Source organism: Streptomyces sp. NPDC017056, assembly GCF_044332485.1.
Taxonomy (GTDB): Bacteria; Actinomycetota; Actinomycetes; order Streptomycetales; family Streptomycetaceae; genus Streptomyces.
On sequence record NZ_JBIRPD010000016.1, the window covers coordinates 71,295 to 92,521 of the forward strand.

The window sequence follows — 21,227 nt, forward strand, 5'->3', positions numbered from 1 at the left end:
CCGGCCCCTCACCCCCGCAGATCCACCAGCACCGGCGGCGCGTGCTCGCCCCGTACCGAGGTCACCGACAGCACCGCGTGGCCCGGCGGGACGGAGTTGGCCAGGTCGGAGGCGGACCAGCGTTCGCGTTCGACGGTGCGGACGGTGACGGCCTTGGCGGTGGCCGCCTTGCCGGTGACCAGGTGGCGGAAGATGTGGAACGCCTTCATCGCGGCGCCCTCCGCGATGATCTGGCGGTCCGTCACGTCCCGCGTCTCCACCCACTCCTTGCCCCACACCTCGGCGAACCGCGCGCCGTCCCAGGTCGTCACGCCCGCGAACGCCATCCGGCAGCCGACCGCGCCCAGCAGCGCGCTGCGCAGGGACTCGGGGACGTCGTCGAGGGAGCGCAGCGTCAGCAGGACGCCCGCGTTGGCGGCGCGCAGCCGTTGCAGGCCGCGCAGCGACTCGGCGGTGACGGTGTGCGACGCGTCGTCGAGGACCAGGCAGGCGAAGAGCGAGCGGTCGGCGCGGGCCGCCGCGCACTCCGTGAACTGGGCCAGCACCAGGCGGGCCAGGATGCGGGACGCCTCGGCGTGGCCGCGTTCGGGCAGGTCGACGCGGACCCGCAGCGGGTGGTCGAGGGAGCGCAGCGAGACCTGGCGGGTGCCGCCCGCAGGGTCGAAGTACGGCGCGAAGGCGGGGCGGTCGAGGAGGGCGACGCGGTCGGCGAGGAGTTCGCCCGCGTCGCCGGGGCGCCCGGACTGCCGTTCCCTGGCGTCGAGTTCGCGCAGCAGCGCGTCCTTTCCCGCGGATTTCAGTGCGGTGCGCAGGGCGGACAGCGCGATGGGCGAGCCGTCGAGGAGTTCCCGCAGTTCCGCCACGGACGGGAAGCGGTCGTGGGCGGCGCGGAACGGGCCGAGCAGCTGGCCGAGCGCGGTCGCGGCGCGCCGGCTGTCGCCGCCGGGCAGGGTGGCGGCCAGGTCGCCGACGAGCGCCTCGGCGAGAATGCCGGCCGCTTCGTCGGGGTCGGTGGTGCCGCCGTACAGGTCGAGGTCGCAGTCCGGGTCCGGGCTGCCGATGCGTACGACCACGTCGAACGCGTCGTCCGGGCCGAGGTCCGACCCGGCGGCGCCGACCGCGACCACCGCGCCGCGCCCGGCCAGCGCCTGGAGGCACATGGCCTCCGTCACCGGCCGCGCCACGCGGGTGGTCTTGCCGCTGCCGGGCGGGCCGACGGCCAGCAGCGAGGTGCCCAGCAGCGCCGGGTCGAGGGCGGAGCCCGTACCGCGGTGCTGGTGCGGGTTGCGCGGGTGGTCGGTGGCGGTGCCGATGCGCACCTGGTGGGCGAGCAGGTCGTGGTGGGCGGAGCGCCGGGGCAGGTCGCGCAGGCCGGAGGGGTGGGCGCAGGCCGCGGCGCCGTGCCGCAGGACGGTGTCGGTGAAGGAGGCGGCGGAGTTGTTGCCGGAGCGCACCGACTGCCAGGCGCGTTCGATGCGGGCCGCGTCGACGTCGTTCATGCGGCCCGCGCGGGCCTCGGCGGCGAGCTTGTCGGCGGCGTCGGGCGCGCCTGCCGCGCGCAGGGCGGGCCACTGGGCGGGGTCCGCCTGCGGCTCGGGGACGGTGTCCGGCCTCTTGTCGCGGGCCCGGCGCAGTACCGGCGCGAGGCAGCGCCGGGCCAGTTCGGGCCAGCGGCCGAGGCGTCCGAAGACGACGACGAGGGCGGCGAGGAAGAGGCCGTAGTAGAGGTACGTGAGCCAGACGTAGATCATCTTGTCGCCGCCGGCCGCGCGCCAGGAGTCGGGCGTGAGCAGCAGCAGCGGGTAGAGCCAGTACGGGCCGAGGTAGCCGTTCCACAGCAGCGACCACAGCAGCCAGCCGCACAGGAACGAGATCAGCGCGCCGGTGACGACCTGCCGGGTGGGGGCCCGGTCGGGGTTCTCGGCGGGCCTGGGGACGTGCCCGTAGGTCCAGACGCCGGGCGCGCCGGCCCGGCGGGGGGCACGCAGCCAGTGCAGGAAGGCGCCGCCCGGGTCCTGCCCGGGCGCGGCAGGCGGTGCGGCCGGTCGCGGCGGCAGGTGGGCCGGCGCGGCCGGCGGCTTCGGCGGGGCCGTGGGGGCCGGTGGTGCCGCGGGGCGGGGTACGTGGTGGTCGGTGCGGGTGTGCGGTGCCTCGTGCTGCGTGCCCTCGGTGTCCATCCGGTGCCCCTCGTCCCCCTTGAGACGTGCGGGCGCGCGGTACGGGTACCGGCCCCGCCTGTGCGCCCTGCTGTTCCCTGTGTACGCCGCCGCTCAATCTACTGGCCGCGGCGCGCCGCTATGTCCGGTGCGGACAACGCAACACGCGCACTTCTCCCGAACGGAACATGCCGACGGTCCGCTCCGCCCCCTAGCCTGCGAGCACAACCCCTTCAGTACGTCCCGTTCCACCCCCAGGAGACTGCCATGACCGAACTGTCCGGAGGCCCGGCCCTCCCCCAGGAGCGTCGCGTCGTCACCGCGATCCCCGGCCCCAAGTCCCAGGAGCTGTGGGCCCGCAAGCAGGCCACCGTGGCCGGCGGCGTCGGGGCGGTGCTGCCCGTCTTCGCCAAGCGCGCGGGCGGCGGCATCCTGGAGGACGTCGACGGCAACTCCTTCATCGACTTCGGCTCCGGTATCGCGGTGACCTCGGTCGGCAACAGCGCGGAGGCCGTGGTGCGCCGCGCCGCCGCGCAGCTCGCGGACTTCACCCACACCTGTGTGATGGTCACGCCGTACGAGCCGTACGTGGAGGTCTGCGAGCAGCTCGCCGAGCTGACCCCGGGCGACCACGCCAAGAAGTCGGCGCTGTTCAACTCGGGCGCGGAGGCCGTGGAGAACGCCGTCAAGATCGCCCGCGCGTACACCAAGCGCCAGGCGGTCGTCGTCTTCGACCACGGCTACCACGGCCGGACGAACCTGACGATGGCGCTGACCGCGAAGAACATGCCGTACAAGCACGGCTTCGGCCCGTTCGCGCCCGAGGTCTACCGGGTGCCGCTGGCCTACCCCTACCGCTGGCTGACCGGCCCGGAGAACTGCGCCAAGGAGGCCGCCGACCAGGCCATCTCGCAGATCACCAAGCAGATCGGCGCGGAGAACGTGGCCGCGATCATCATCGAGCCGGTGCTCGGCGAGGGCGGCTTCATCGAGCCGGCCAAGGGCTTCCTGCCCGCCATCGCGGCCTTCGCGAAGGAGAACGGCATCGTCTTCGTCGCGGACGAGATCCAGTCCGGCTTCTGCCGTACCGGCCAGTGGTTCGCCTGTGAGGACGAGGGCATCGTCCCCGACCTGATCACGACCGCCAAGGGCATCGCGGGCGGCCTGCCGCTGGCCGCGGTCACCGGCCGCGCCGAGATGATGGACGCGGCGCACGCCGGCGGCCTCGGCGGCACCTACGGCGGCAACCCGGTGGCGTGCGCGGCGGCGCTCGGCGCCATCGAGACGATGCGCGAGCTGGACCTGAACGCGAAGGCCCGGCGGATCGGCGAGATCATGAAGCCGCGCCTGGAGGCGATGGCGGAGAAGCACGACATCATCGGCGAGGTCCGCGGCCGGGGCGCGATGATCGCCATCGAGCTCGTGGAGTCCGGTTCCAAGGAGCCGAACCCGAAGGCGACCGCGGCGCTGGCGGCGGCGTGCCACCAGGAGGGCCTGCTGGTGCTGACCACCGGCACGTACGGCAACGTGCTGCGCTTCCTGCCGCCGCTGGTCATCGGCGAGGACCTGCTGAACGAGGGCCTGAACATCATCGAGAGTGCTCTCGCGACGGTGTGACTCGGAGTAACCGACAGCGGGAAGTGAAGAATGTGTGCGGGGCCCATGGCGGCCGGGTGATCTGACTGTCCGGCCCCGCCTCACTGCCGTACGGTTTCTGCAGATGAGAGAAACACCCCGCTCACAGGGGACTGTGAGCGACGCCCGGTCGGCGCTTCCCCAGCTCCGGCCAGGCCGTGCCCTCGTGCACGAATCCGGGGCCCAGCGCCCCGGGAATCCTCACCGATCGGACGGCCGCCCGCCCCAAACCCCCCGGGGCGCGCGGCTCTCCGGTCAGCGCGGCCGCCTCGGAACCACCCCCCCTGTTCCGAGGCGGCCGACCTTCTTCCTCCGGCACCCCCGTCTGGTGGTGGGCGTGCTGTGTGCCGCGCTCTTCGCGGTCCTCGCCTGGCAGGTGTCCGCCGCCGGTCCGCTGCGCGCTCTGGACGAGCGGCTGGGCCGCGCGGTCGCCGGCAGTGCGGTCCCCACCCCGCTCGCGGAGTTCTTCGCCGACCTCGGCAACACGGTCGTCGCGCTGCCGGTGCTGGCGCTCGCCGCGCTGTACGCGGCCTGGTCCGGACGCCGGGCCGGTGTGCCGCGCTGGTGGCTGCCGCCGGTGGCCGCCGTCCTGACGATGGCCTTGGTGCCCGCGCTGGTGGTGCCCGTGAAGATGTGGCTGGCCCGGCCGGGCCCGCCGGAGATGGCCGGCGGCGCACACGACGGCTTCTTTCCCTCCGGCCACGGGGCGACGGCGGCGGTGGCGTACGGAGCGGTGGTGCTGCTGCTGGCCGCGTCACGGAAGCACCCGCGCAGGCCGATGCCGACCGCTGTCGCAGCCGTCGTCGGACTGCTCAACCTGGCGGTCGGCATCGGCCTGGTGCGTCGCGGCTATCACTGGCCGCTGGACGTGCTGGCCAGTTGGTGCCTGGCCGGGGTGCTGCTCACGGTCTGCACGGCGGTGTGCGGGTGCCGTGCAGACCGCCCGCGCGGGCCGGACGGTCAGCTCGCGACGCCGAACAGCTCCGACGCGATGTAGTGGCTCGGGCGCCAGCTCGGGCCCGCCGGGATGCCGACCCGCTCCGCCTCGTGGCGCTTCATCAGCCGGAAGCGGTCGGCGCCGGTCTGTACGACGACGGCGTGCCACGGCGTGAGCCAGTTGTCCGCCGCTTCCAGCAGCGCGATCCCGAACTTCGCCGAGCCGCACGCCTGCGGGTGGATGGAGAGCCGTACGGTCTGCCGGTAGTGGTGGGCGATCAGCTCGCTCCACGCCCGGCTGCGCCGCAGGACGCCGTACGCGCGGCCGCGGCACTCCCGCTGCAACTGGGCCTTGGAGCCGGTCCAGTCCGCGGTGTCCTCGACGAGGAAGCGGATGGTGCCCCGGTAGTGGCCGAGCGCGGGGCCGCCCGCCCGTACCTCGGCGCGCAGCTCCTCGACGCTCTGGGCGAAGTCCTTCTCCAGGAGCACGCGCTTCTCGTCGTAGGTGTGCCCCTCGTAGACCTGGTCCAGGCCGAAGGTGTCGATGTGCCGCAGGCCGTTGGCGTCGATCATGTCGCGCAGCGCCTTGCCGTACGCGTCGATGTGCGCGTCCGGTACCCGTATCAGGTCGCCGAAGACATGGCCGTCGGAGCAGATCAGCAGCCGGGCGCCGGGCGGGTAGACCGCGTCGATCGCGGCGCACAGGTCGTCCAGGAAGCGCAGCGACAGCAGCTCGCCGAGGTCGGGCAGGTGGCCGACGACCTTGGCCGGGTTGGGCGACTTGCAGGGGAAAGCGGGCAGGGTCAGCAGCACCGGCTCGCGGCGGGCGACGAAGTACCGGATCTGGGCGAGCTGTTCGGCGAAGCACTCCTCGGGCGGGTGGCTGTCGTGCCCCTGCTCGCCGGCGGGCCGGCGGTGCGGCAGCAGGAGCTCCAGGATGCGGGCGCAGTACTCCTGTGTGCGGGCCGTATACGCGGCTTCCCCGTCGCCTTCCTCCTGTTCCCGCCCGTCGTGCCGCCCGCGCTGCTCGTACGTCGCGGTCATGCGGTCCCCCGCCGGTCGCCGGCCCCGGTGGCGCCGTGGTGGTCGTGGATGTGGCTGGGCAGCGGTGGGTCGCCGAGGACGTGGACGCGGCGCAGGTGGCGCGGCAGGCCGCGGCGGTACGGCTCCCTGGTGTGCAGCAGGGTGTAGTTGTCGGCGATGACGACGTCGTCCCGCTGCCAGGCGTGGGTGTGGCGGTGGCGGGGGTCGTAGGCGGCCTCGCGGATGGCGGCGAGTTCGGCGGCGGCCGCCTCGCCCTCCAGCCCGTCGATGCGCACGGTGGGCTCGTTGACGATGTGCTCGCCGTCCGGCACCGGTTCGAGGAAGCGCATGACCGGGAATCCGGCGTCGGGGTGTGGCTCGATCAGGGGCGAGACGACGAGCCCGCCGTAGTGGGAGACCTTGGCGTTGCGGTAGCGCAGGGTCAGGCCGCGCCAGCGTTCCAGGGTCTCGGGGGCGGCGTCGGCCAGCACGCGGGTGGTGTCGCAGAAGAGCGTGCCGCCGCCTTCGGCGGGCCCGGGGGCCGCGACGCAGTGGAATATCTGGAACTCGGGCACGTGGTCGACGTACATGCCGTCCCAGTGCAGCGGCATGAAGCCGGTGTCGAAGACGTGGTCCTCGGGGTCCTGGTGGGCGCGGACGTCGAAGACCGTGCCGAACGGCCACTCCATGACCTCGCCCCAGGTGCGCGCGTAGGCGTCGAGCGCCGCGGCGTCGGCGGGGGCGGTGAAGCCCCGTAAGGCGACGAGGTGGTGACGGCGGGCCAGGTGGCGCAGGCGGGGCACGGGGACGGCGGTGACCGGGGTGCCGGGTGCGGTCGCGGTCAGCAGGACGCCGAACGGGCCGGGTCGGGACTGGGTCCAGCGGTTGTCGTCAAGGGCGTCGCCGGCGGTCGTGCCGGGCGCGTGGACGGCTTGGGACGTCATGGTTCCTCTCCGGGAAGCGGCGTGCCGGGCCGGTCGGCCCGGCCGCGGTGCCGGCGACAGCACTTGAGAGTTCAAGATCTTTCCATCTCCGGGTACGGATCGCCGGCCCTTTCGACCCTCCCCGCGCCGCCCCGCGCGGGAAAGCCACGGCCGGTGGCCCGAACCGGCCGTGGCCCGATCGGGCCCGCACCGGCCGCTTCTGCCGCCCCGCCGGCCCGCCCGAAACTCGCCACCAAGGCACGCGCCCCTTCGAGGATGTGAGGACCGGCATGATCGACCTCTTCCAGCCGCAGGCCGGCGACGGTGAACTGGCCGCCGTGGCCGCGGTGTTCGCCGACCGCTGGCTCGGCCACGGACCGCGCAGCACGGCCTTCGAGGCCGCCTTCGCCGCCCACCTCGGCGCGCGCCCCGAGAACGTGCTGTTCCTCAACTCGGGCACCGCGGGCCTGTTCCTCGCCGCCGAACTGCTGGACCTGCGGCCCGGCGACGAGGTGGTACTGCCCTCGCCCAGCTTCGTGGCCGCCGCCAACGCCGTCCTACGGGCCGGCGGCCGCCCGGTCTTCTGCGACGTGGACGCCCGGACCCTCAACCCGTCCGCCGAGGACGTCGAGGCCGCCGTCACCCCCCGCACCAAGGCGGTCGTGGTGCTGCACTACGGCGGCTACCCGGGCGACATCGCGCGCATCGCCGACCGCTGCCGCGCCGCGGGCCTGGCCCTGGTGGAGGACTGCGCCTGCTCGGTGGCCTCCCGCGTCGGCGGGCGGGCCGTCGGCACCTTCGGCGACCTGGCGATGTGGAGCTTCGACGCGGCCAAGGTGCTGACCACCGGCGACGGCGGGATGCTGCACGTGCGGGACGCGGAACTGGCCGTACGCGCGCGCCGGCTGGCGTACCACGGCCTGGTCCAGCCGACCGGGCTGGGCCACGCGAAGGTCTCGCACCGCTGGTGGGAGCTGGACGTGCCGGAGCCGGGCCGCCGGGAGATCGGCAACGACCTCACCGCGGCGATCGGCACCGTCCAGCTGCGCCGGCTGCCCGCGTTCCTCGCCCGCCGCAAGGAGATCGTGGAACTGTACGACCGGGAGCTGGCCGGTTTCGACGCGGTGCGGGTGCCGCCCGCGCTGCCCGCCGGGCACCGGTCCTCGTACTTCTTCTACTGGGTGCAGATGGCCGCCCGCCTGCGCGACCAGGTGGCCTCCGCGCTCTTGCGCGACGGCATCTACACGACTTTCCGCTACGCGCCGCTGCACAAGGTCCCCGCCTACGGGACCGGCGGCCCGGAGCTGCCCGGCGCGGAACAGGCCGCCGCGGAGACGCTGTGCCTGCCGCTGCACCCGGGGCTGAGCGACGCCGACGTGCGCACGGTGGCCGGCGCGCTGCGCGCGGCCGTCAAGTCGGCGCGATGACCGTCCGGTACGAGAGAGGGAGAGCTCAACGATGCGCGTCCTGGTGACCACGTCTCACGGAGCGGGGCACGTCTTCCCGCCGATCGCGCTGGCGCACGCGCTGCGCGCCGCGGGGCACGACGTCCTGTTCGCCACCCCCGGCGCGTCCTGCGCCCATGTGGCCCGCGCCGGGCTGCACGCCTTCGACTCCTCGCCCGCCACCGACACCGAGGAGATCTTCGGGCGGCTGCTGGCCGAGCGGCGGATGTCCTTCGACCGGTTCCGTACGGACTCGCCCGCGGCCGTCACGCTGGCGGCGGAGCTGTTCGCCAAGACGTCCGAGGCCACCGTGGAGCGGACCGCCGAGGTCGCCCTGGCCTGGCGGCCCGACCTCGTCGTGTACACCGAACTCCAGGGCGCGGGGCCGCTGGTGGCGGCCCTGCTCGGGGTGCCGGCGGTCGAGCACACCATCAGCTGCCACCACTTCCGGCAGATCAGCAGCCGCTTCGGTCCGTGGCTGGCCGCCGCCTACCGCCGTCACGGCCTGGCCGGGCGGCCGCCCGCCGCGGCGACGATCGACACCCGGCCGCCCAGTATCGCGGCGTACGACCTGGGCGGCTGGTCCATGCGGGCGCTCCCCTACACCACCGGCGCGGTGCTGCCGCCCTGGTTGCTGGAACGCCCGGCGCGGCCCCGGGTCGCGGTCACCCTCGGCACCCTGCGACCGCAGCTGAGCGGTGTCGGCGAGCTGCGTCCGGTGGTCCGTGCGGCCGGTGCGGTGGACGCCGACTTCGTCGTGGCGCTCGGCGACGCCGACCCCACCCCGCTGGGCGAACTGCCCGCCAACGTACGGGCCGAGGGCTGGCTGCCGCTGACCGCGCTGCTGGAGACCTGCGCCGCGATGATCCACCACGGCGGCAACGGCACCACGCTGGCCGGGCTCGGCGCGGGCGTCCGCCATCTGGTGCTGCCGGGCGGCGCCGACGACTTCGAGGTGGCGCGGGTCCTGCGCCGGCGCGGCGTCGGCATGGTCAGCACGCCGGACGCGGTGGACGCCGGTCTGCTGCGCTGCCTGCTCGCGGACGAGGACATGCTGGCCGTGGCGGCCGAGGTGCGCGACGAGACCGCGGCGCTGCCGTCCCCCGCCGCCATCGTGCAGCGGCTGGAGAAACTGGCGGGGTGACGGCACGCCGCCCGCACCACTCCGCCCTCACACCACGTGCACTTCCGGGACGTACAGGATCCAGCGTCCGCCCCCGTCCCGGAACGCCCGTTCCTTGGCCATGATCTCGTCGGCGTGGTTCCAGGCGAACAGCAGCGCGTAGTCCGGGTAGGGCGCGGCGAAGGCGGCGGGCGGGCGGACCGGGATGCGGGCGCCGGGGGTCAGCCTGCCGTGCTTGGCCGGGGTGGAGTCGCAGATGTACGGGACCAGGCGCGGGCCGAGGCCGCAGTAGGTGGTCACCGTGCAGCTCTTGGCCGTGGCCGCGTAGCCGGCCACGGTGCGGTCCGCGGCGCGCAACCCTTCGAGGAGGGCCACCAGGTCGCTGCGGACGCGGTCCACCCGGCCCGCGAAGGCGGCCAGCGCGGCGGGGTCCGTGAGCCCGCCGGCCTCCTCTTCGGCCAGGATTCCGGCGACCGCGGGGGCGGGAGTGCGGCGGCCCGCGCGGGCCAGGGTGTAGCGGAGCTGGCCGCCGTGTACCGGCAGGCGTTCGACGCCGACGAGCCGGAATCCGAACCGTTCGGCCAGCGCGCGTACGGAGGTCGCGGTGAAGTAGTAGCGGTGCTCGTCGTAGAACTGGTCGAACGCGGTGCGTCGGACGATCTCGCCGAAGTAGGGGTCCTCGAAGACGAATACGCCGTCTGCTGCCAGTAGTTCGTCCAGGCCCGCGAAGAGCCCCGGCAGGTCGGCGATGTCGCAGACGGTGTTGGCGGCGTACACGACCCGGGCGCGGCCTTCGGCGGCGACGGCCTCGCGGGCGGAATCGGCGGTCAGGAAGGCGCGGTGCACCCGTGCCCCGCGGTATCCGGAGTACCCGGACGGCTCGAAGGCGAGGTGGCGCACGCCCGCCTCCGCCACGGTCCGCAGGACGACGCCGTCCGTGCACCCGATCTCCACGGCGAAGGCGTCGCCCTTCCCGTGCAGCTCGGTGCGCAGCAGGCGTCGCGCGGTGCGGCGGAAGTGCTCGCGCATCACCGACGAGCCCGACGAGTGGTACGGGTAGCCCGCGTACGGGCGGTGCTCGTGCGGGACGTCGCCGGTGAGCTGGACGAGGGCGCAGCGCTCGCACGCCCCGGCGGCGAGGCGGTAGCGGACCGTGTCGCCCGCCCCGGCCAGGGCTTCGGCGGGCGTCGGGAAGGCCGAGGACGGCGGGTGGTCGCCGAGGTCGAGGAACGTGCGCAGCGGCGTTCCGCAGACCCGGCACGTCGGTGCGGTCATGCCGGGCTCCCGTCCGGTCCGGTCAGGCCGCGCAGGCAGGCGAGCAGGGTGCGGGCCTGGACGGTCACGTAGTGGCTGTGCCGCAGCAGGGCGCCGAGCTGACGGGGCGTCACCCAGCGGTGGTCCCCGCCGGATTCGTACGTCCCGGGCCCGTCGACCGCCACGATCAGGTAGCGGTTGAGCGCGTGGTGAAAACGGCCGCCCTCCTCCGACAGGAGGGCGTCGAAGAGCACCCGTCCGGGCGGCGCGTCCAGGATCTCGTCGAGGAAGCGCGGCCGGGCCGCGGGCGGCAGCCCGTCGTAGTTCTCCGGTGTGCAGCACACCGTCGCGGTCAGCTCGGCCACGTCCACGCTGCCCGGCTCGGCGGCGGCGTGCACCAGGACGTGCGGCACGCCGTCGACGCGGGTGAGGAGGAAGGCGACGACGCCGGTCCCGCACGGGCGCAGCATGGGCTGGGTCCAGCGCCGCACCTCCCGGCCGCCGGCCCGCACCTCGACCGCGACGATGTCGAAGAAGCGGCCGTCGTCGTGGCTGACGGCGTGCTCGGTGCGGTGCCAGCCGGCCAGGTCGCGCAGCGGTACGGGCCGGGTGCGCAGTGCGGGGCGGCTGCGGACGCCGGTGAGCCAGCGCAGGATGTCCCGCCCGGAGTGCAGCGCGCGGCCCGCGGGCCCCGGCGGCGGTGGCAGGCAGGCGAGCACGCTCCTGGCGTCCATGTTCACCACGTCACCGGCCGCGAGCAGGCCGTGGATCCGGCGCAGCGGTATCCACCGATGGCCCGGCAGCACGTCGACGTCCTCCGTGGTGCGCACGATCATGTTGCGGTTGCTCTTGCGGTAGAACCAGGCACCCTGTTCCGACTGGCGTACGTCCGCGACCAGCCGGCGGGACGGCGGACTGCGGAAGTGGCGCAGGTAGGGCACCGTCCGGCCGCCGTGTGCCCGGGTGAAGTTGGAGCGGGTGGCCTGTACGGTCGGCGCCAGCTGGAGGCCGCCCGCGTTGCCCGGCTCCGGCTTGGCCTGCACGAGGGCGTGCGGCCGGCCGCCGAAGTCCTTGACCAGCAGGCCCAGGACGCCGGTCTCCGGCTGGTTCAGTATGGGCTGCGTCCAGTGCGGGACCGGGCCGCCGGGCGCCGTGACGGCCAGGCCCTCGACGGAGAAGAACGCGCCCCGGTCGTGGACGAGATCGCCCGTGCGGGCGTCGGTGTGCCAGCCCTCCAGGGCGTCCAGCGGAATGCGCCGGGTGCGGGTGTACGTACGCTCGCGGGTCTCGGCGAACCAGCGGCCGAGGTCGCCGGGCAGGGCGGGAGCCGTGTGGTGTGCCGGGCGGGGCAGCGCGGGCGCGGACATCACAGCCCCCTCAGTACGTCGAGCAGCGCCTCGATCACCTTGTCCTGCGCGGCGCGCGGCAGCGACGGGTACATGGGCAGCGAGAAGATCTCGCCGGCCAGCGCCTCGGTGACGGGCAGCGCTCCCTTGGCGTATCCCAGGTGCGCGAACCCGGACATGGTGTGCACGGGCCACGGGTAGCTGATGTTGAGCGCGATGTCGTAACGCTCCCTGAGGACGCGCAGGATGCGGTCCCGTTCGGGGTGGCGGACGACGTAGACGTAATACACGTGCTCGTTGCCGGGGGCCGTGGCGGGCAGCACCAGGCCGCTGCCGGACAGCGCTTCTTCGTAGCGCCGGGCCACCGCGCGCCGCCCCGCGACGTACCGGTCCAGGCGGCGCAGCTTGCGGCGCAGGATCTCGGCGTGCACCTCGTCGAGCCTGCTGTTGTGCCCGGGGGTGCGGACGACGTAGTAGCGCTCCTCCATGCCGTAGTAGCGCAACCGGCGCAGCGCGGCGTCGACTTCGGTGTACGGGGTGAGGACCGCGCCGGCGTCGCCGTACGCGCCGAGGACCTTGGTCGGGTAGAAGGAGAACGCCGCCGCGTCGCCCAGGGTTCCCGCGAGGCGGCCGTGGTGCCGTGCGCCGTGTGCCTGCGCGCAGTCTTCCAGTACGGCCAGGTCGTTGACCTCGGCGACGGCCCGGAGGGGCGCCATGTCCACGCACTGCCCGTAGAGGTGCACGGGCAGCAGCGCGCGCGTGCGGCCGGTCACGGCCGCCGCGAGCTGCCCGGTGTCCATCAGGTACGTGCCGGGGCACACGTCGACGAAGACCGGCACGGCGCCGGCCGCGTCGATGGCCAGCACGGTGGGCGCCGCGGTGTTGGAGACGGTCACCACCTCGTCGCCGGGCCGGACCCCGAGGGCCTGGAGGGCGAGGGTGACGGCGTTGGTGCCGTTGCCGACGCCCACGCAGTGCCCGGTGCCGTGCCAGGCGGCGTACTCGGCCTCGAAGCCGCGCACGCTCGCGCCGAGCACCAGCTGCCCGGAGCGGAAGACCGTGTCGACGGCGTCGAGCACGTCCGCCCGTTCGTCCTCGTATTCGGCCAGGTAGTCCCACACGTGTGTGGTCATAGGTGTGCCGCCTCCTGCCACCAGTGGTGGTTGTCGCGGTACCAGGCCACGGTGTCCGCCAGGCCGCGGTCGAACGCGGTGCGCGGGGTGTGGCCAAGTTCGGCGCGGATCTTGGTCGTGTCGAGCGCGTAGCGCCGGTCGTGTCCCTTGCGGTCGGGCACCCGGCGGACGCTGGACCAGTCGGCACCGCACAGCCGCAGCAGTTCGCCGGTCAGCGCGCGGTTGGTGCGGGGCGTGCCGCCGCCGACGTGGTAGATCTCGCCGGCCCTGCCGTGGTGGAGGACCCGGTGCACGGCCCGGCAGTGGTCGTCGACGTGCAGCCATTCGCGGACGTTGCCGCCGTCCCCGTACAGCGGCAGCTCGCGGCCCTCCAGGAGGCGGGTCACGAAGCTCGGGACGAGTTTCTCCGGGTGCTGGTAGGGCCCGTAGGTGTTGCAGCCGCGGGTCACCGTCACGTCCAGGCCGTGGGTGTGGTGGCAGGCCAGCGCGAACAGGTCGGCGGCCGCCTTGGACGCCGCGTACGGGGACCTCGGCGCCACCGGCTGGTCCTCGGTCCAGGCGCCGCGCTCGATGGAGCCGTACACCTCGTCGGTGGAGACGTGCACCATCCGGGCGACGCCGGTGCGCAGGCAGGCGTCGAGGAGCGTCTGCGTGCCGAGGACGTTCGTCCGGACGAACGCGGGCGCGGTGTCCGGGGCGATCGAGCGGTCGACGTGCGACTCGGCCGCGAAATGCAGTACGGCGTCGTGGCCGGGCAGCAGTGCGAGCAGCAGCGGCAGGTCGCAGACGTCGCCGCGCACGAAGTCCAGGCGGGGGTGGCGGGCGGGCAGGCCGGCGCGGTTCCCGGCGTAGGTGAGCAGGTCGAGGACGGTGACGCGGGTGTGCGGGTCGCGCTCCTCGCCGAAGCCGCCGCCGAGGAGCGTACGGACGTAGTGCGAGCCGATGAATCCGGCGCCGCCGGTGACCAGGAGCCTCATGCGGCCACCTCGACCCGGCAGTGGTCGCCCACCACCAGCCGGTGCCGGCCGCCGCCGGGGCCGATGCGGGCGCCCCGGCCGATCAGCGAGCCGTACAGGCCGCCGACCCGGTCGATGGTGACGCCGTCGAGCGTGACGGAGTCCGCCAGCCCGGCCCGGCGCAGCACGCAGTCGCGGCCGAGGGAGGTGTACGGGCCGATGCGGCTGTCCTCCACCACGGTGCCCGCGCCGACCAGCGCCGGGCCCTCGATCCGCGAGCCGGTCACCCGGGCGCCGGCCTCGACGACGACGGGCCCGGTCAGCCGGCTCGCGGCGTCGACCGTGCCCGCGACCGCGGGCCGTACCTCCTCCAGCAGCCTGCGGTTGCACGCGAGGACGTCCTCGACGCGGCCGGTGTCGCGCCAGTACCCGCCGTACTCCGCCGCCCTGACCTCGGCGCCCGCGGTGATCAGCCACTGCACCGCGTCGGTGATCTCCAGTTCGCCACGCGCCCCCGGCGCGATCGCCGCCACCGCCCGGTGGACGGCGGCGGTGAAGAAGTAGACGCCGACCAGCGCGAGGTCGCTGCGCGGCCGGTCCGGCTTCTCCGTCACCCGCACCACCGCGCCGTCCGCGTCCAGTTCGGCGACGCCGAAGCGGCGCGGGTCCGCCACCTTCCGGACCACGAGCTGGGCGGCCGGGCGGCGGGCGGCGAATTCCGCCGCGAGCGCGCCGACGCCCTCGGGGAGCACATTGTCGCCGAGGTACAGCACGAAATCCTCCGCGCCGAGGAATTCCCGGCCCAGCGCCACGCAGTGCGCCAGCCCCAGCGGCTGTTCCTGGGGCAGATAGGTGAGCCGTACGCCGAGGTCCGAACCGTCGCCGAGGGCCGCGGGGACGTGCCGGTCCCGGGCGCCGACGACGATGCCGATATCCGTCACGCCGAGTTCCCGGATGTTTTCCAGGACGTGCCGCAGTACCGGCTTGCCCGCAATCGGGATCAATTGCTTGGGCATCGAGTAAGTGATCGGGCGAAGACGGCTTCCCGTCCCGCCGGACAGCACCAGAGCCTTCATGGAAAGGAGTGTCGGACCGGTCGCCGCACGGGAAAAGACCCGGCCGGTGGACCGAACCGGCCGTGTCCCTTTCGGTCCACGAACCGGTTTCGGGCGGCAGCAGGAAATACCGGCCGGTGTACTGCTGCCGGCCGGTATCGCGGGTCCCGCGGTGCTCAGGCGGACGACGCGGGCAGGTAGCCCAGCTGGGCGGCGAGCACCCCCGCCTGGAACCGGCTGCGTGCCTTCATGCCCGTCATCGCGTCGGTCGCGATGCGCCGTGCCGTACGGGTCGAGACGCCCAGCCGGCGGGCGACGGTGGCGTCCGTGTGGCCCTCGGCGAGCAGTTGCAGCGCGGCCAGGTGCTGCCGGGTGAAGCCGTCGGCGGTACGGCGGGACGGCGCCGGGCCCAGCCGCTCCGCCGCCGCCCAGACCGCGTCGAACAGCGTGCACAGCGCGGTCGTGACGGCCTGGACCCGTACGGCCACGGCGGCCTGCCGGGTGTCCTGCCCGCCGCTCAGGACGAGCGCGGAGCGCCGGTCGACGACGACCATGCACGTGGGCAGCACGGCGGCGGTGCGGACCTCGGCGCCCGCCGACACGAGCCGTTCGGCGTGCGCCACGGCCGCCGGGTCGTTCCGCGCGCTGTCCAGGCAGACGGTGCGCACCCGCACGCCCCGCGCGAGCAGTTGTTCGTACAGCGGCCGGGAGGCCGGGAGGCCGGGGAATTCACGCGGCGGCCCTGCGGCGAACACCTGCAATTCCTCCTCGGCGTGCACGCCGATTTCCGTCAGGTGGTCGCTGATGCGGTCCACTCCCACCAGCCGGAAATCTCCGTGCTCGGCGACGGAATGCTGGTGGGTGGCGAATTCGGAGACGAGACGGGCGGCCGCGGCACGGCTCTCCTCCACGCGCTGCTGCTGCGCGGCGAGTTCGGCCTGCTGCCGGGCGAGCAGGATGTCCATGCCCAGGCGCGGGCTCACCGCGTAAAGCCGGCGGGGATGCTCCGCCGAAGGGCGCACCAGCGCGAGGCCGGCCAGCCGGTCCAGGGACCGGTCCACCTCCTCCTCGGCGATTCCCGTCCGGCACGCCAATTCGGCCGGTTCGGCGTGCGGCTGGGCCAGCAGGGCACGGTAGACCCGTTCCGCCGTCGGATCGACTCCCAGCCGTCCGAGAAGGTGCTCAGACGTGCGCATGATTTCCCCCCTGAAATACGGCACCCGGTGCGGGCGGCGGGCGTGGTCGCGCCCGGCCCGGCCGGGGAGCCCCGTCGGGCGTCCCACCCCGGAGCACGGATCCGGCACCGGGGACGACTCAACGCGGCGCGGGGAAAGCAGCGACTGTGGCACGGCTCACGGCGCCGCGGCACGGCCCGTCAGGTCTCCCCCGCGAGCCGCGCGGCGGCCTCGTGCATCGCGAGTTCGAGCACCGCGGGTTCGGTGAGCCGGCCCGTGCCGTCCGGGGGGACGAGCCACCGTACGCCGCCCGTCGCGCGCCCTGGGTAGGGCACCACGATCCAGCTGCCGTCGCCCGCCCCGCGTACTCCCGTGCCCAGCCAGCGCGCGGCCGTACCGGGCGGCACGAAGAAGCCCGTACGGGCGTCCCCGAAGTCGCCGAGCACCGGCCCCGGCGCGGCCAGCACGCGGGCCAGCACGTTCAGGGTCGGGCGTCCGAGCGCGCCCGGCACGATCAGCACGTCCCAGAGCCGGCCGGCCGGAAGAAGCGCGACCCCGAGGGGGTTGCGCTCCCATTCCCACCGGCAGGTCTCGGGGTCCGCCGCCGCCATCGCCAGCCAGTGCACTGCGTCCTTGACCCCCGCCGCGTCCATGTCCCCTCGTTTCCGCGGCCCGCCCGGACCGCTTCCTGTCCTGGTGAGAGACGGCGGTGGGGGCATTCTTACGCGGGTTGGGGAGGGTTTTCTCCCGGACTGCCGGCCTGCTGTCAGCTGTCGAAGCCGAGACCGGCCCGGTCCAACGCGCGCAGCCACAGGTTGCGGCGGCCGCCGTGGGTGTCGGCCCGCGTCATCGCCCACTGCGTGAGGCCGATCCCGGCCCAGCGCAGCGGCTCGGGCGGGAACGGCAGCGGCTTCGTACGGACCATCTCCAGCTCGGTGCGCTCGGTGCGCTCGCCCGCCAGGAAGTCGAGCATGACCTCCGCGCCGAAGCGGGTGGCGCCCACGCCCAGCCCCGTGAAGCCGGCCGCGTAGGCGACCCGCCCCGCGTACGCGGTGCCGAAGAAGGCGGAGAAGCGCGAGCAGGTGTCGATGGCGCCGCCCCAGGTGTGGGTGAAGCGCAGGCCCTCCAGCTGCGGGAAGCACTGGAAGAAGTGCCGGGCCAGCTTCTCGTACGTGGCGGGCCGGTGGTCGTACTCGGCGCGGACCCCGCCGTTGAAGCGGTAGACGGCGTCGTAGCCGCCCCACAGGATGCGCTGGTCGGCGGTGAGGCGGAAGTAGTGGAAGTGGTGGTTGCTGTCGGACAGTCCCTGGCGGCCCCGCCAGCCGATGGCGGCGAGCTGCGCCTCCGACAGCGGCTCGGTCATCAGCGCGTGGTCGTATACCGGGACGACGTACGGGCGCACGCGGCGGACCAGGGACGGGAAGACGTTGGTGCCGAGGGCGATGCGGCGCGCGAAGACCCGGCCGTACGGGGTGCGCGCCGCCATCCCCACGCCGTCGGCGGCCAGCGCGGTGGCGGGCGTGTGCTCGTAGATCCGTACGCCGAGGTCCAGGCACGCCTTCTTCAGGCCCCAGGCGAGCCGGGCCGGGTTGAGCATCGCGACGCCCGTACGGTCCCAGAGGCCGGCGAGGAAGGTCGGTGAGACGACGTGCTCGCGCAGCGCCTCGCGGTCGAGGAACTCGATGCCGGCCAGGCCCAGCCGCGCGGCCTGTTCGGCGCCTTCCTTGAGCTCGGCGACCTGGTGGGGTTCGGTGGCGACGCTGATTTCGCCGGCGCGTTCGAAGGCGCAGTCGATGCCGTAGCGGGCGACGGCGTCCTCGATGGCGCCGAGGTTGCGGGCGCCGAGTTCTTCGAGCTTCGCCAGCTCGTCCGGCCAGCGGTCCAGGCCGTTGCCGAAGCCGTGGGTCAGGGAGGCGGCGCAGAAGCCGCCGTTGCGGCCGGAAGCGGCCCAGCCGACTTCCTGGCCCTCGACGAGGACGACGTCGCGGCCCGGGTCGCGTTCCTTGGCGATCAGCGCGGTCCACAGGCCGGAGTAGCCGCCGCCGACGACGAGCAGGTCGGTGCGTTCGTCGCCGACGAGGGCGGGGAGGGCGGCCGGGCGGTCCCGGTCGTCCAGCCAGAAGGAGACCGGGGCGGCGTCCGCGAGGGCGTGGGCGGGGGTGCTCATGGCAGCTCGTGCCATGGTTCTCAGCTCCTCTTCCGGCGTCCGGAGAGCAGTTGCCCTCCCAGGACGCAGAGCACGGCGATGAGGAACATCGCCGTTCCGATGACATTGATTTGAACGGGTGTGCCCCGTTGTGCGGATCCCCAGACGAACATGGGGAACGTCACAGTGGAGCCGGCGTTGAAGTTCGTGATGATGAAGTCGTCGAAGGAGAGCGCGAAGGAGAGCAGCGCGCCCGCCGCGATGCCGGGCGCCGCGATCGGCAGCGTCACGCGCAGGAACGTCTGCGCGGGGGAGGCGTAGAGGTCCTGGGCCGCCTGTTCCAGGCGCGGGTCCATGCTCATGACGCGAGCCTTGACCGCCGTGACGACGAAACTCAGGCAGAACATGACGTGCGCGATCAGGATCGTCCAGAAGCCGAACCTGATGCCCATGTTGAGGAAGAGGGTGGCCAGCGAGGCGGCCATCACCACCTCGGGCATCGCCATCGGCAGGAAGATCAGCGTGTTGACCGACGACCGGGCGCGGAAGCGGTAGCGGGCCAGCGCGAAGGCGATCATGGTGCCGAGGACGGTGGCACCGACCGTCGCCCAGACGGCGATCTGCAGGCTCAGGCCCAGCGATCCGCACAGGTCCGCGACGCCGCACGGGTCGGTCCAGGCGTCCGCGGAGAAGCGCTGCCACTCGTAGTTGAAGCGGCCGTTGGGCTTGTTGAAGGAGAAGACCAGCACGACGAGGTTGGGCAGGATCAGGTACGCCAGCGTGGCGAGGCCCGCCAGCACGACGAGGTGGCGGCGCAGCCACCGGAGCACGGCCATCAGACCAGGTCCTCCGTCCCGGACTTGCGGATGTAGAGCGTGACCATGGCGAGGATGGCCGCCATGAGGATGAAGGAGAGCGCGGCGGCGGTCGGGTAGTCCAGGACCCGCAGGAACTGCGACTGGATGACGTTGCCGATCATCTTCTGGTCCGTGGAACCGAGCAGTTCGGCGTTGATGTAGTCGCCGGCGGCGGGAATGAAGGTCAGCAGCGTGCCGGCCACCACGCCCGGCATGGACAGCGGGAAGGTCACCCGGCGGAAGGTGGTCACGGGGCGGGCGTACAGGTCGCCGGCGGCCTCGTGCAGCCGCGGGTCGATGCGCTCCAGCGAGGTGTAGAGCGGCAGCACCATGAACGGCAGGAAGTTGTACGTCAGTCCGCAGACCACCGCCAGCGGCGTGGCCAGCACCCGCTGCCCCTCGGTCAGTCCGAGCCAGCTGGTCACGTCCAGGACGTGCAGCGAGTTCAGGACGCCGACCACCGGGCCGCCGTCCGCGAGGATCGTCTTCCAGGCCAGCGTGCGGATCAGGAAGCTGGTGAAGAACGGGGCGATGACCAGGACCATCACGATGTTGCGCCAGCGGCCCGCCTTGAAGGCGATCAGGTACGCGAGCGGGTAGCCCAGGACCAGGCAGAGCACGGTGGCGGTGGCCGCGTAGCCGACCGACCGCAGGAACTGCGGCCAGTACTCGCCGAGCGCGTCCCAGTAGGCGGCGAAGTGCCAGGTGACCTTGAAGCCCTCTTCGAGGGAGCCGGTCTGGACGGAGGTGGACGCCTGGTAGACCAGCGGCGCCGCGAAGAAGACGACCAGCCACAGGATGCCGGGGAGCAGCAGCCAGTACGGGACGAGGCGCTTGCGGGTGCGGGGCCTGCGGAGCCGCGGCGCGTCCTCGGAGGCGGGCGGCGGTGCCTCGGTGGTGGTCACGCGGCCTCCTCGCCGGTGTCCGCGCCCGCCCCGATGTCCTGGGAGGCGTCCAGGCCGAAGGTGTGCGCGGGGTTCCAGTGCAGGACCACCCCGGCGCCGGGGGCCAGCCGGGCGTCGCGCTCGACGTTCTGCTCGTAGACGGCGAGCCGGCCGGCGCCCGGGGCCTCGACGACGTACTGCGTGCTGACGCCGATGAAGCTCGCGTCCCGGATGCGTCCCGGCAGCCGGTTGCGGCCTTCGGCGATCGCTCCCGCGTCGTCGGCGTGCGCGAGGGCGATCTTCTCCGGCCGTACGCCCGCCAGCACCTTTTCCCCGGTACGCGCCGTGGTGCGACATCGCCCCGCGGGCATCCGCAGCTTGGCGTCCCCGGCCTTGAGCAGCAGCTCGTCGCCGTCGGCCGCCACCACTTCGGCCGCGATGAGGTTGGAGGTGCCCAGGAAGTTGGCGACGAAGGTGGTGCCCGGGTTCTCGTACAGGTCGGCGGGCGCGCCGAGCTGCTCGACCCGGCCGCCGTTCATCACCGCGACCGTGTCGGCCATCGTCATGGCCTCCTCCTGGTCGTGGGTGACGTGGACGAAGGTGATGCCGACCTCGGTCTGGATGCGCTTGAGTTCGAGCTGCATCTGACGGCGCAGCTTGAGGTCGAGGGCGCCCAGCGGCTCGTCCAGGAGGAGCACCTGCGGATGGTTGATCAGGGCGCGGGCCACCGCGACGCGCTGCTGCTGGCCGCCGGAGAGCTGCTGCGGCTTGCGGCGCGCCATCGGACCGAGTTCGACCAGGTCGAGCATCTCCTCGACCTGCTTCTTCACGGACTTGATGCCGCGGCGGCGCAGACCGAACGCGACGTTCTCGTAGATGTCCAGGTGCGGGAAGAGCGCGTAGTTCTGGAAGACGGTGTTGACCGGGCGCTTGTACGGGGGCAGCGCGGTCACGTCCCTGCCGTCCAGCTCGACGGTGCCGGCGGACGGCTCCTCCAGGCCCGCGATCATGCGCAGTGTGGTGGTCTTGCCGCAGCCGGAGGCGCCCAGCAGCGCGAAGAAGGAGCCCGCCGGGACCGTCAGGTCGAGCGGGTGGACGGCCGTGAAGGAGCCGTAGGTCTTGCTGATCCCGGAGAGGCGGACGTCGCCACCGGAGGTCTGTGTCATGGGTGGTCCCGTGG

18 protein-coding genes are annotated in these 21,227 nt (G+C 73.5%); 4 read left to right on the plus strand and 14 right to left on the minus strand.

The annotated features are described in order from the left end of the window. Positions 1–8 precede the first annotated feature (8 nt). Positions 9–2,177 carry an ATP-binding protein gene (locus tag ACH4OW_RS27265; protein WP_398030433.1) on the minus strand — a complete coding sequence of 723 codons (2,169 nt, stop codon included), beginning with the start codon at positions 2,175–2,177 and terminating at the stop codon, positions 9–11. Positions 2,178–2,423: 246 nt separating this feature from the next. Here ACH4OW_RS27265 and gabT point away from each other — a divergent pair, with 246 nt between their 5' ends. Together gabT and ACH4OW_RS27275 are read left to right on the plus strand one after the other, a co-directional pair. Continuing rightward, a complete protein-coding gene (gabT, locus tag ACH4OW_RS27270) occupies positions 2,424–3,773 on the plus strand; it encodes a 4-aminobutyrate--2-oxoglutarate transaminase (RefSeq protein WP_398030502.1) in 1,350 nt (449 codons plus the stop codon). Positions 3,774–4,119: 346 nt separating this feature from the next. Next, positions 4,120–4,788: a phosphatase PAP2 family protein gene (locus ACH4OW_RS27275; RefSeq protein WP_398030434.1), complete on the plus strand. Its 669-nt coding sequence runs from the start codon at positions 4,120–4,122 to the stop codon at positions 4,786–4,788. Here the strand turns inward: ACH4OW_RS27275 and ACH4OW_RS27280 are convergent. Both ACH4OW_RS27280 and ACH4OW_RS27285 read right to left on the minus strand, forming a co-directional pair. Next, positions 4,752–5,771: an L-tyrosine/L-tryptophan isonitrile synthase family protein gene (locus ACH4OW_RS27280; RefSeq protein WP_398030435.1), complete on the minus strand. Its 1,020-nt coding sequence runs from the start codon at positions 5,769–5,771 to the stop codon at positions 4,752–4,754. The two genes, ACH4OW_RS27275 and ACH4OW_RS27280, sit on opposite strands and share 37 nt — an antisense overlap. Beyond that, on the minus strand, positions 5,768–6,694 hold the full coding sequence (locus ACH4OW_RS27285) for a TauD/TfdA dioxygenase family protein (protein WP_398030436.1): 927 nt from the start codon (positions 6,692–6,694) through the stop codon (positions 5,768–5,770). The genes ACH4OW_RS27280 and ACH4OW_RS27285 overlap by 4 nt, the downstream gene beginning before the upstream one ends. A 269-nt stretch (positions 6,695–6,963) precedes the next feature. Between ACH4OW_RS27285 and ACH4OW_RS27290 the strand changes: the two genes are divergently transcribed. Continuing rightward, on the plus strand, positions 6,964–8,100 hold the full coding sequence (locus tag ACH4OW_RS27290; RefSeq protein WP_398030437.1) for a DegT/DnrJ/EryC1/StrS family aminotransferase: 1,137 nt from the start codon (positions 6,964–6,966) through the stop codon (positions 8,098–8,100). Between the two features lie 43 nt (positions 8,101–8,143). Then, a complete protein-coding gene (locus ACH4OW_RS27295) occupies positions 8,144–9,262 on the plus strand; it encodes a glycosyltransferase (RefSeq protein ID WP_398030438.1) in 1,119 nt (372 codons plus the stop codon). A gap of 27 nt (positions 9,263–9,289) precedes the next feature. On the opposite strand, the gene ACH4OW_RS27300 is transcribed toward ACH4OW_RS27295, so the two are convergent. From ACH4OW_RS27300 to ACH4OW_RS27350, 11 genes are all read right to left on the minus strand, one after another. After that, a complete protein-coding gene (locus ACH4OW_RS27300) occupies positions 9,290–10,516 on the minus strand; it encodes a methyltransferase domain-containing protein (RefSeq protein ID WP_398030439.1) in 1,227 nt (408 codons plus the stop codon). Beyond that, positions 10,513–11,862, minus strand: coding sequence for an NDP-hexose 2,3-dehydratase family protein (locus ACH4OW_RS27305; protein ID WP_398030440.1), 1,350 nt, complete (start codon positions 11,860–11,862; stop codon positions 10,513–10,515). The genes ACH4OW_RS27300 and ACH4OW_RS27305 overlap by 4 nt, the downstream gene beginning before the upstream one ends. Beyond that, positions 11,862–12,974 (minus strand): DegT/DnrJ/EryC1/StrS family aminotransferase, encoded by a 1,113-nt coding sequence (locus ACH4OW_RS27310; protein ID WP_398030441.1) that lies wholly within the window; start codon positions 12,972–12,974, stop codon positions 11,862–11,864. Before ACH4OW_RS27310 ends, ACH4OW_RS27305 begins: the two co-directional genes overlap by 1 nt. Further along, positions 12,971–13,951, minus strand: a complete 981-nt coding sequence (gene rfbB / locus ACH4OW_RS27315; RefSeq protein WP_398030442.1) for a dTDP-glucose 4,6-dehydratase — start codon at positions 13,949–13,951, stop codon at positions 12,971–12,973. Before rfbB ends, ACH4OW_RS27310 begins: the two co-directional genes overlap by 4 nt. Continuing rightward, complete coding sequence (locus ACH4OW_RS27320; RefSeq protein ID WP_360131051.1) at positions 13,948–15,006, minus strand: glucose-1-phosphate thymidylyltransferase; 1,059 nt, start codon at positions 15,004–15,006, stop codon at positions 13,948–13,950. Before ACH4OW_RS27320 ends, rfbB begins: the two co-directional genes overlap by 4 nt. Before the next feature lie 155 nt (positions 15,007–15,161). Further along, the gene (locus ACH4OW_RS27325) at positions 15,162–16,181 is read right to left on the minus strand and encodes a helix-turn-helix domain-containing protein (RefSeq protein ID WP_398030443.1); all 1,020 of its coding nucleotides are present in this window, start codon (positions 16,179–16,181) and stop codon (positions 15,162–15,164) included. Between the two features lie 179 nt (positions 16,182–16,360). Beyond that, positions 16,361–16,813 carry a hypothetical protein gene (locus ACH4OW_RS27330; RefSeq protein WP_398030444.1) on the minus strand — a complete coding sequence of 151 codons (453 nt, stop codon included), beginning with the start codon at positions 16,811–16,813 and terminating at the stop codon, positions 16,361–16,363. 113 nt (positions 16,814–16,926) lie between these two features. Further along, positions 16,927–18,342, minus strand: a complete 1,416-nt coding sequence (locus ACH4OW_RS27335; protein ID WP_398030445.1) for an NAD(P)/FAD-dependent oxidoreductase — start codon at positions 18,340–18,342, stop codon at positions 16,927–16,929. A gap of 5 nt (positions 18,343–18,347) precedes the next feature. Beyond that, positions 18,348–19,142 (minus strand): ABC transporter permease, encoded by a 795-nt coding sequence (locus ACH4OW_RS27340; protein ID WP_360131063.1) that lies wholly within the window; start codon positions 19,140–19,142, stop codon positions 18,348–18,350. After that, positions 19,142–20,068 (minus strand): ABC transporter permease, encoded by a 927-nt coding sequence (locus ACH4OW_RS27345; protein WP_398030446.1) that lies wholly within the window; start codon positions 20,066–20,068, stop codon positions 19,142–19,144. The genes ACH4OW_RS27340 and ACH4OW_RS27345 overlap by 1 nt, the downstream gene beginning before the upstream one ends. Then, a complete protein-coding gene (locus ACH4OW_RS27350) occupies positions 20,065–21,213 on the minus strand; it encodes an ABC transporter ATP-binding protein (protein ID WP_398030447.1) in 1,149 nt (382 codons plus the stop codon). Before ACH4OW_RS27350 ends, ACH4OW_RS27345 begins: the two co-directional genes overlap by 4 nt. Between the last annotated feature and the right edge of the window lie 14 nt (positions 21,214–21,227).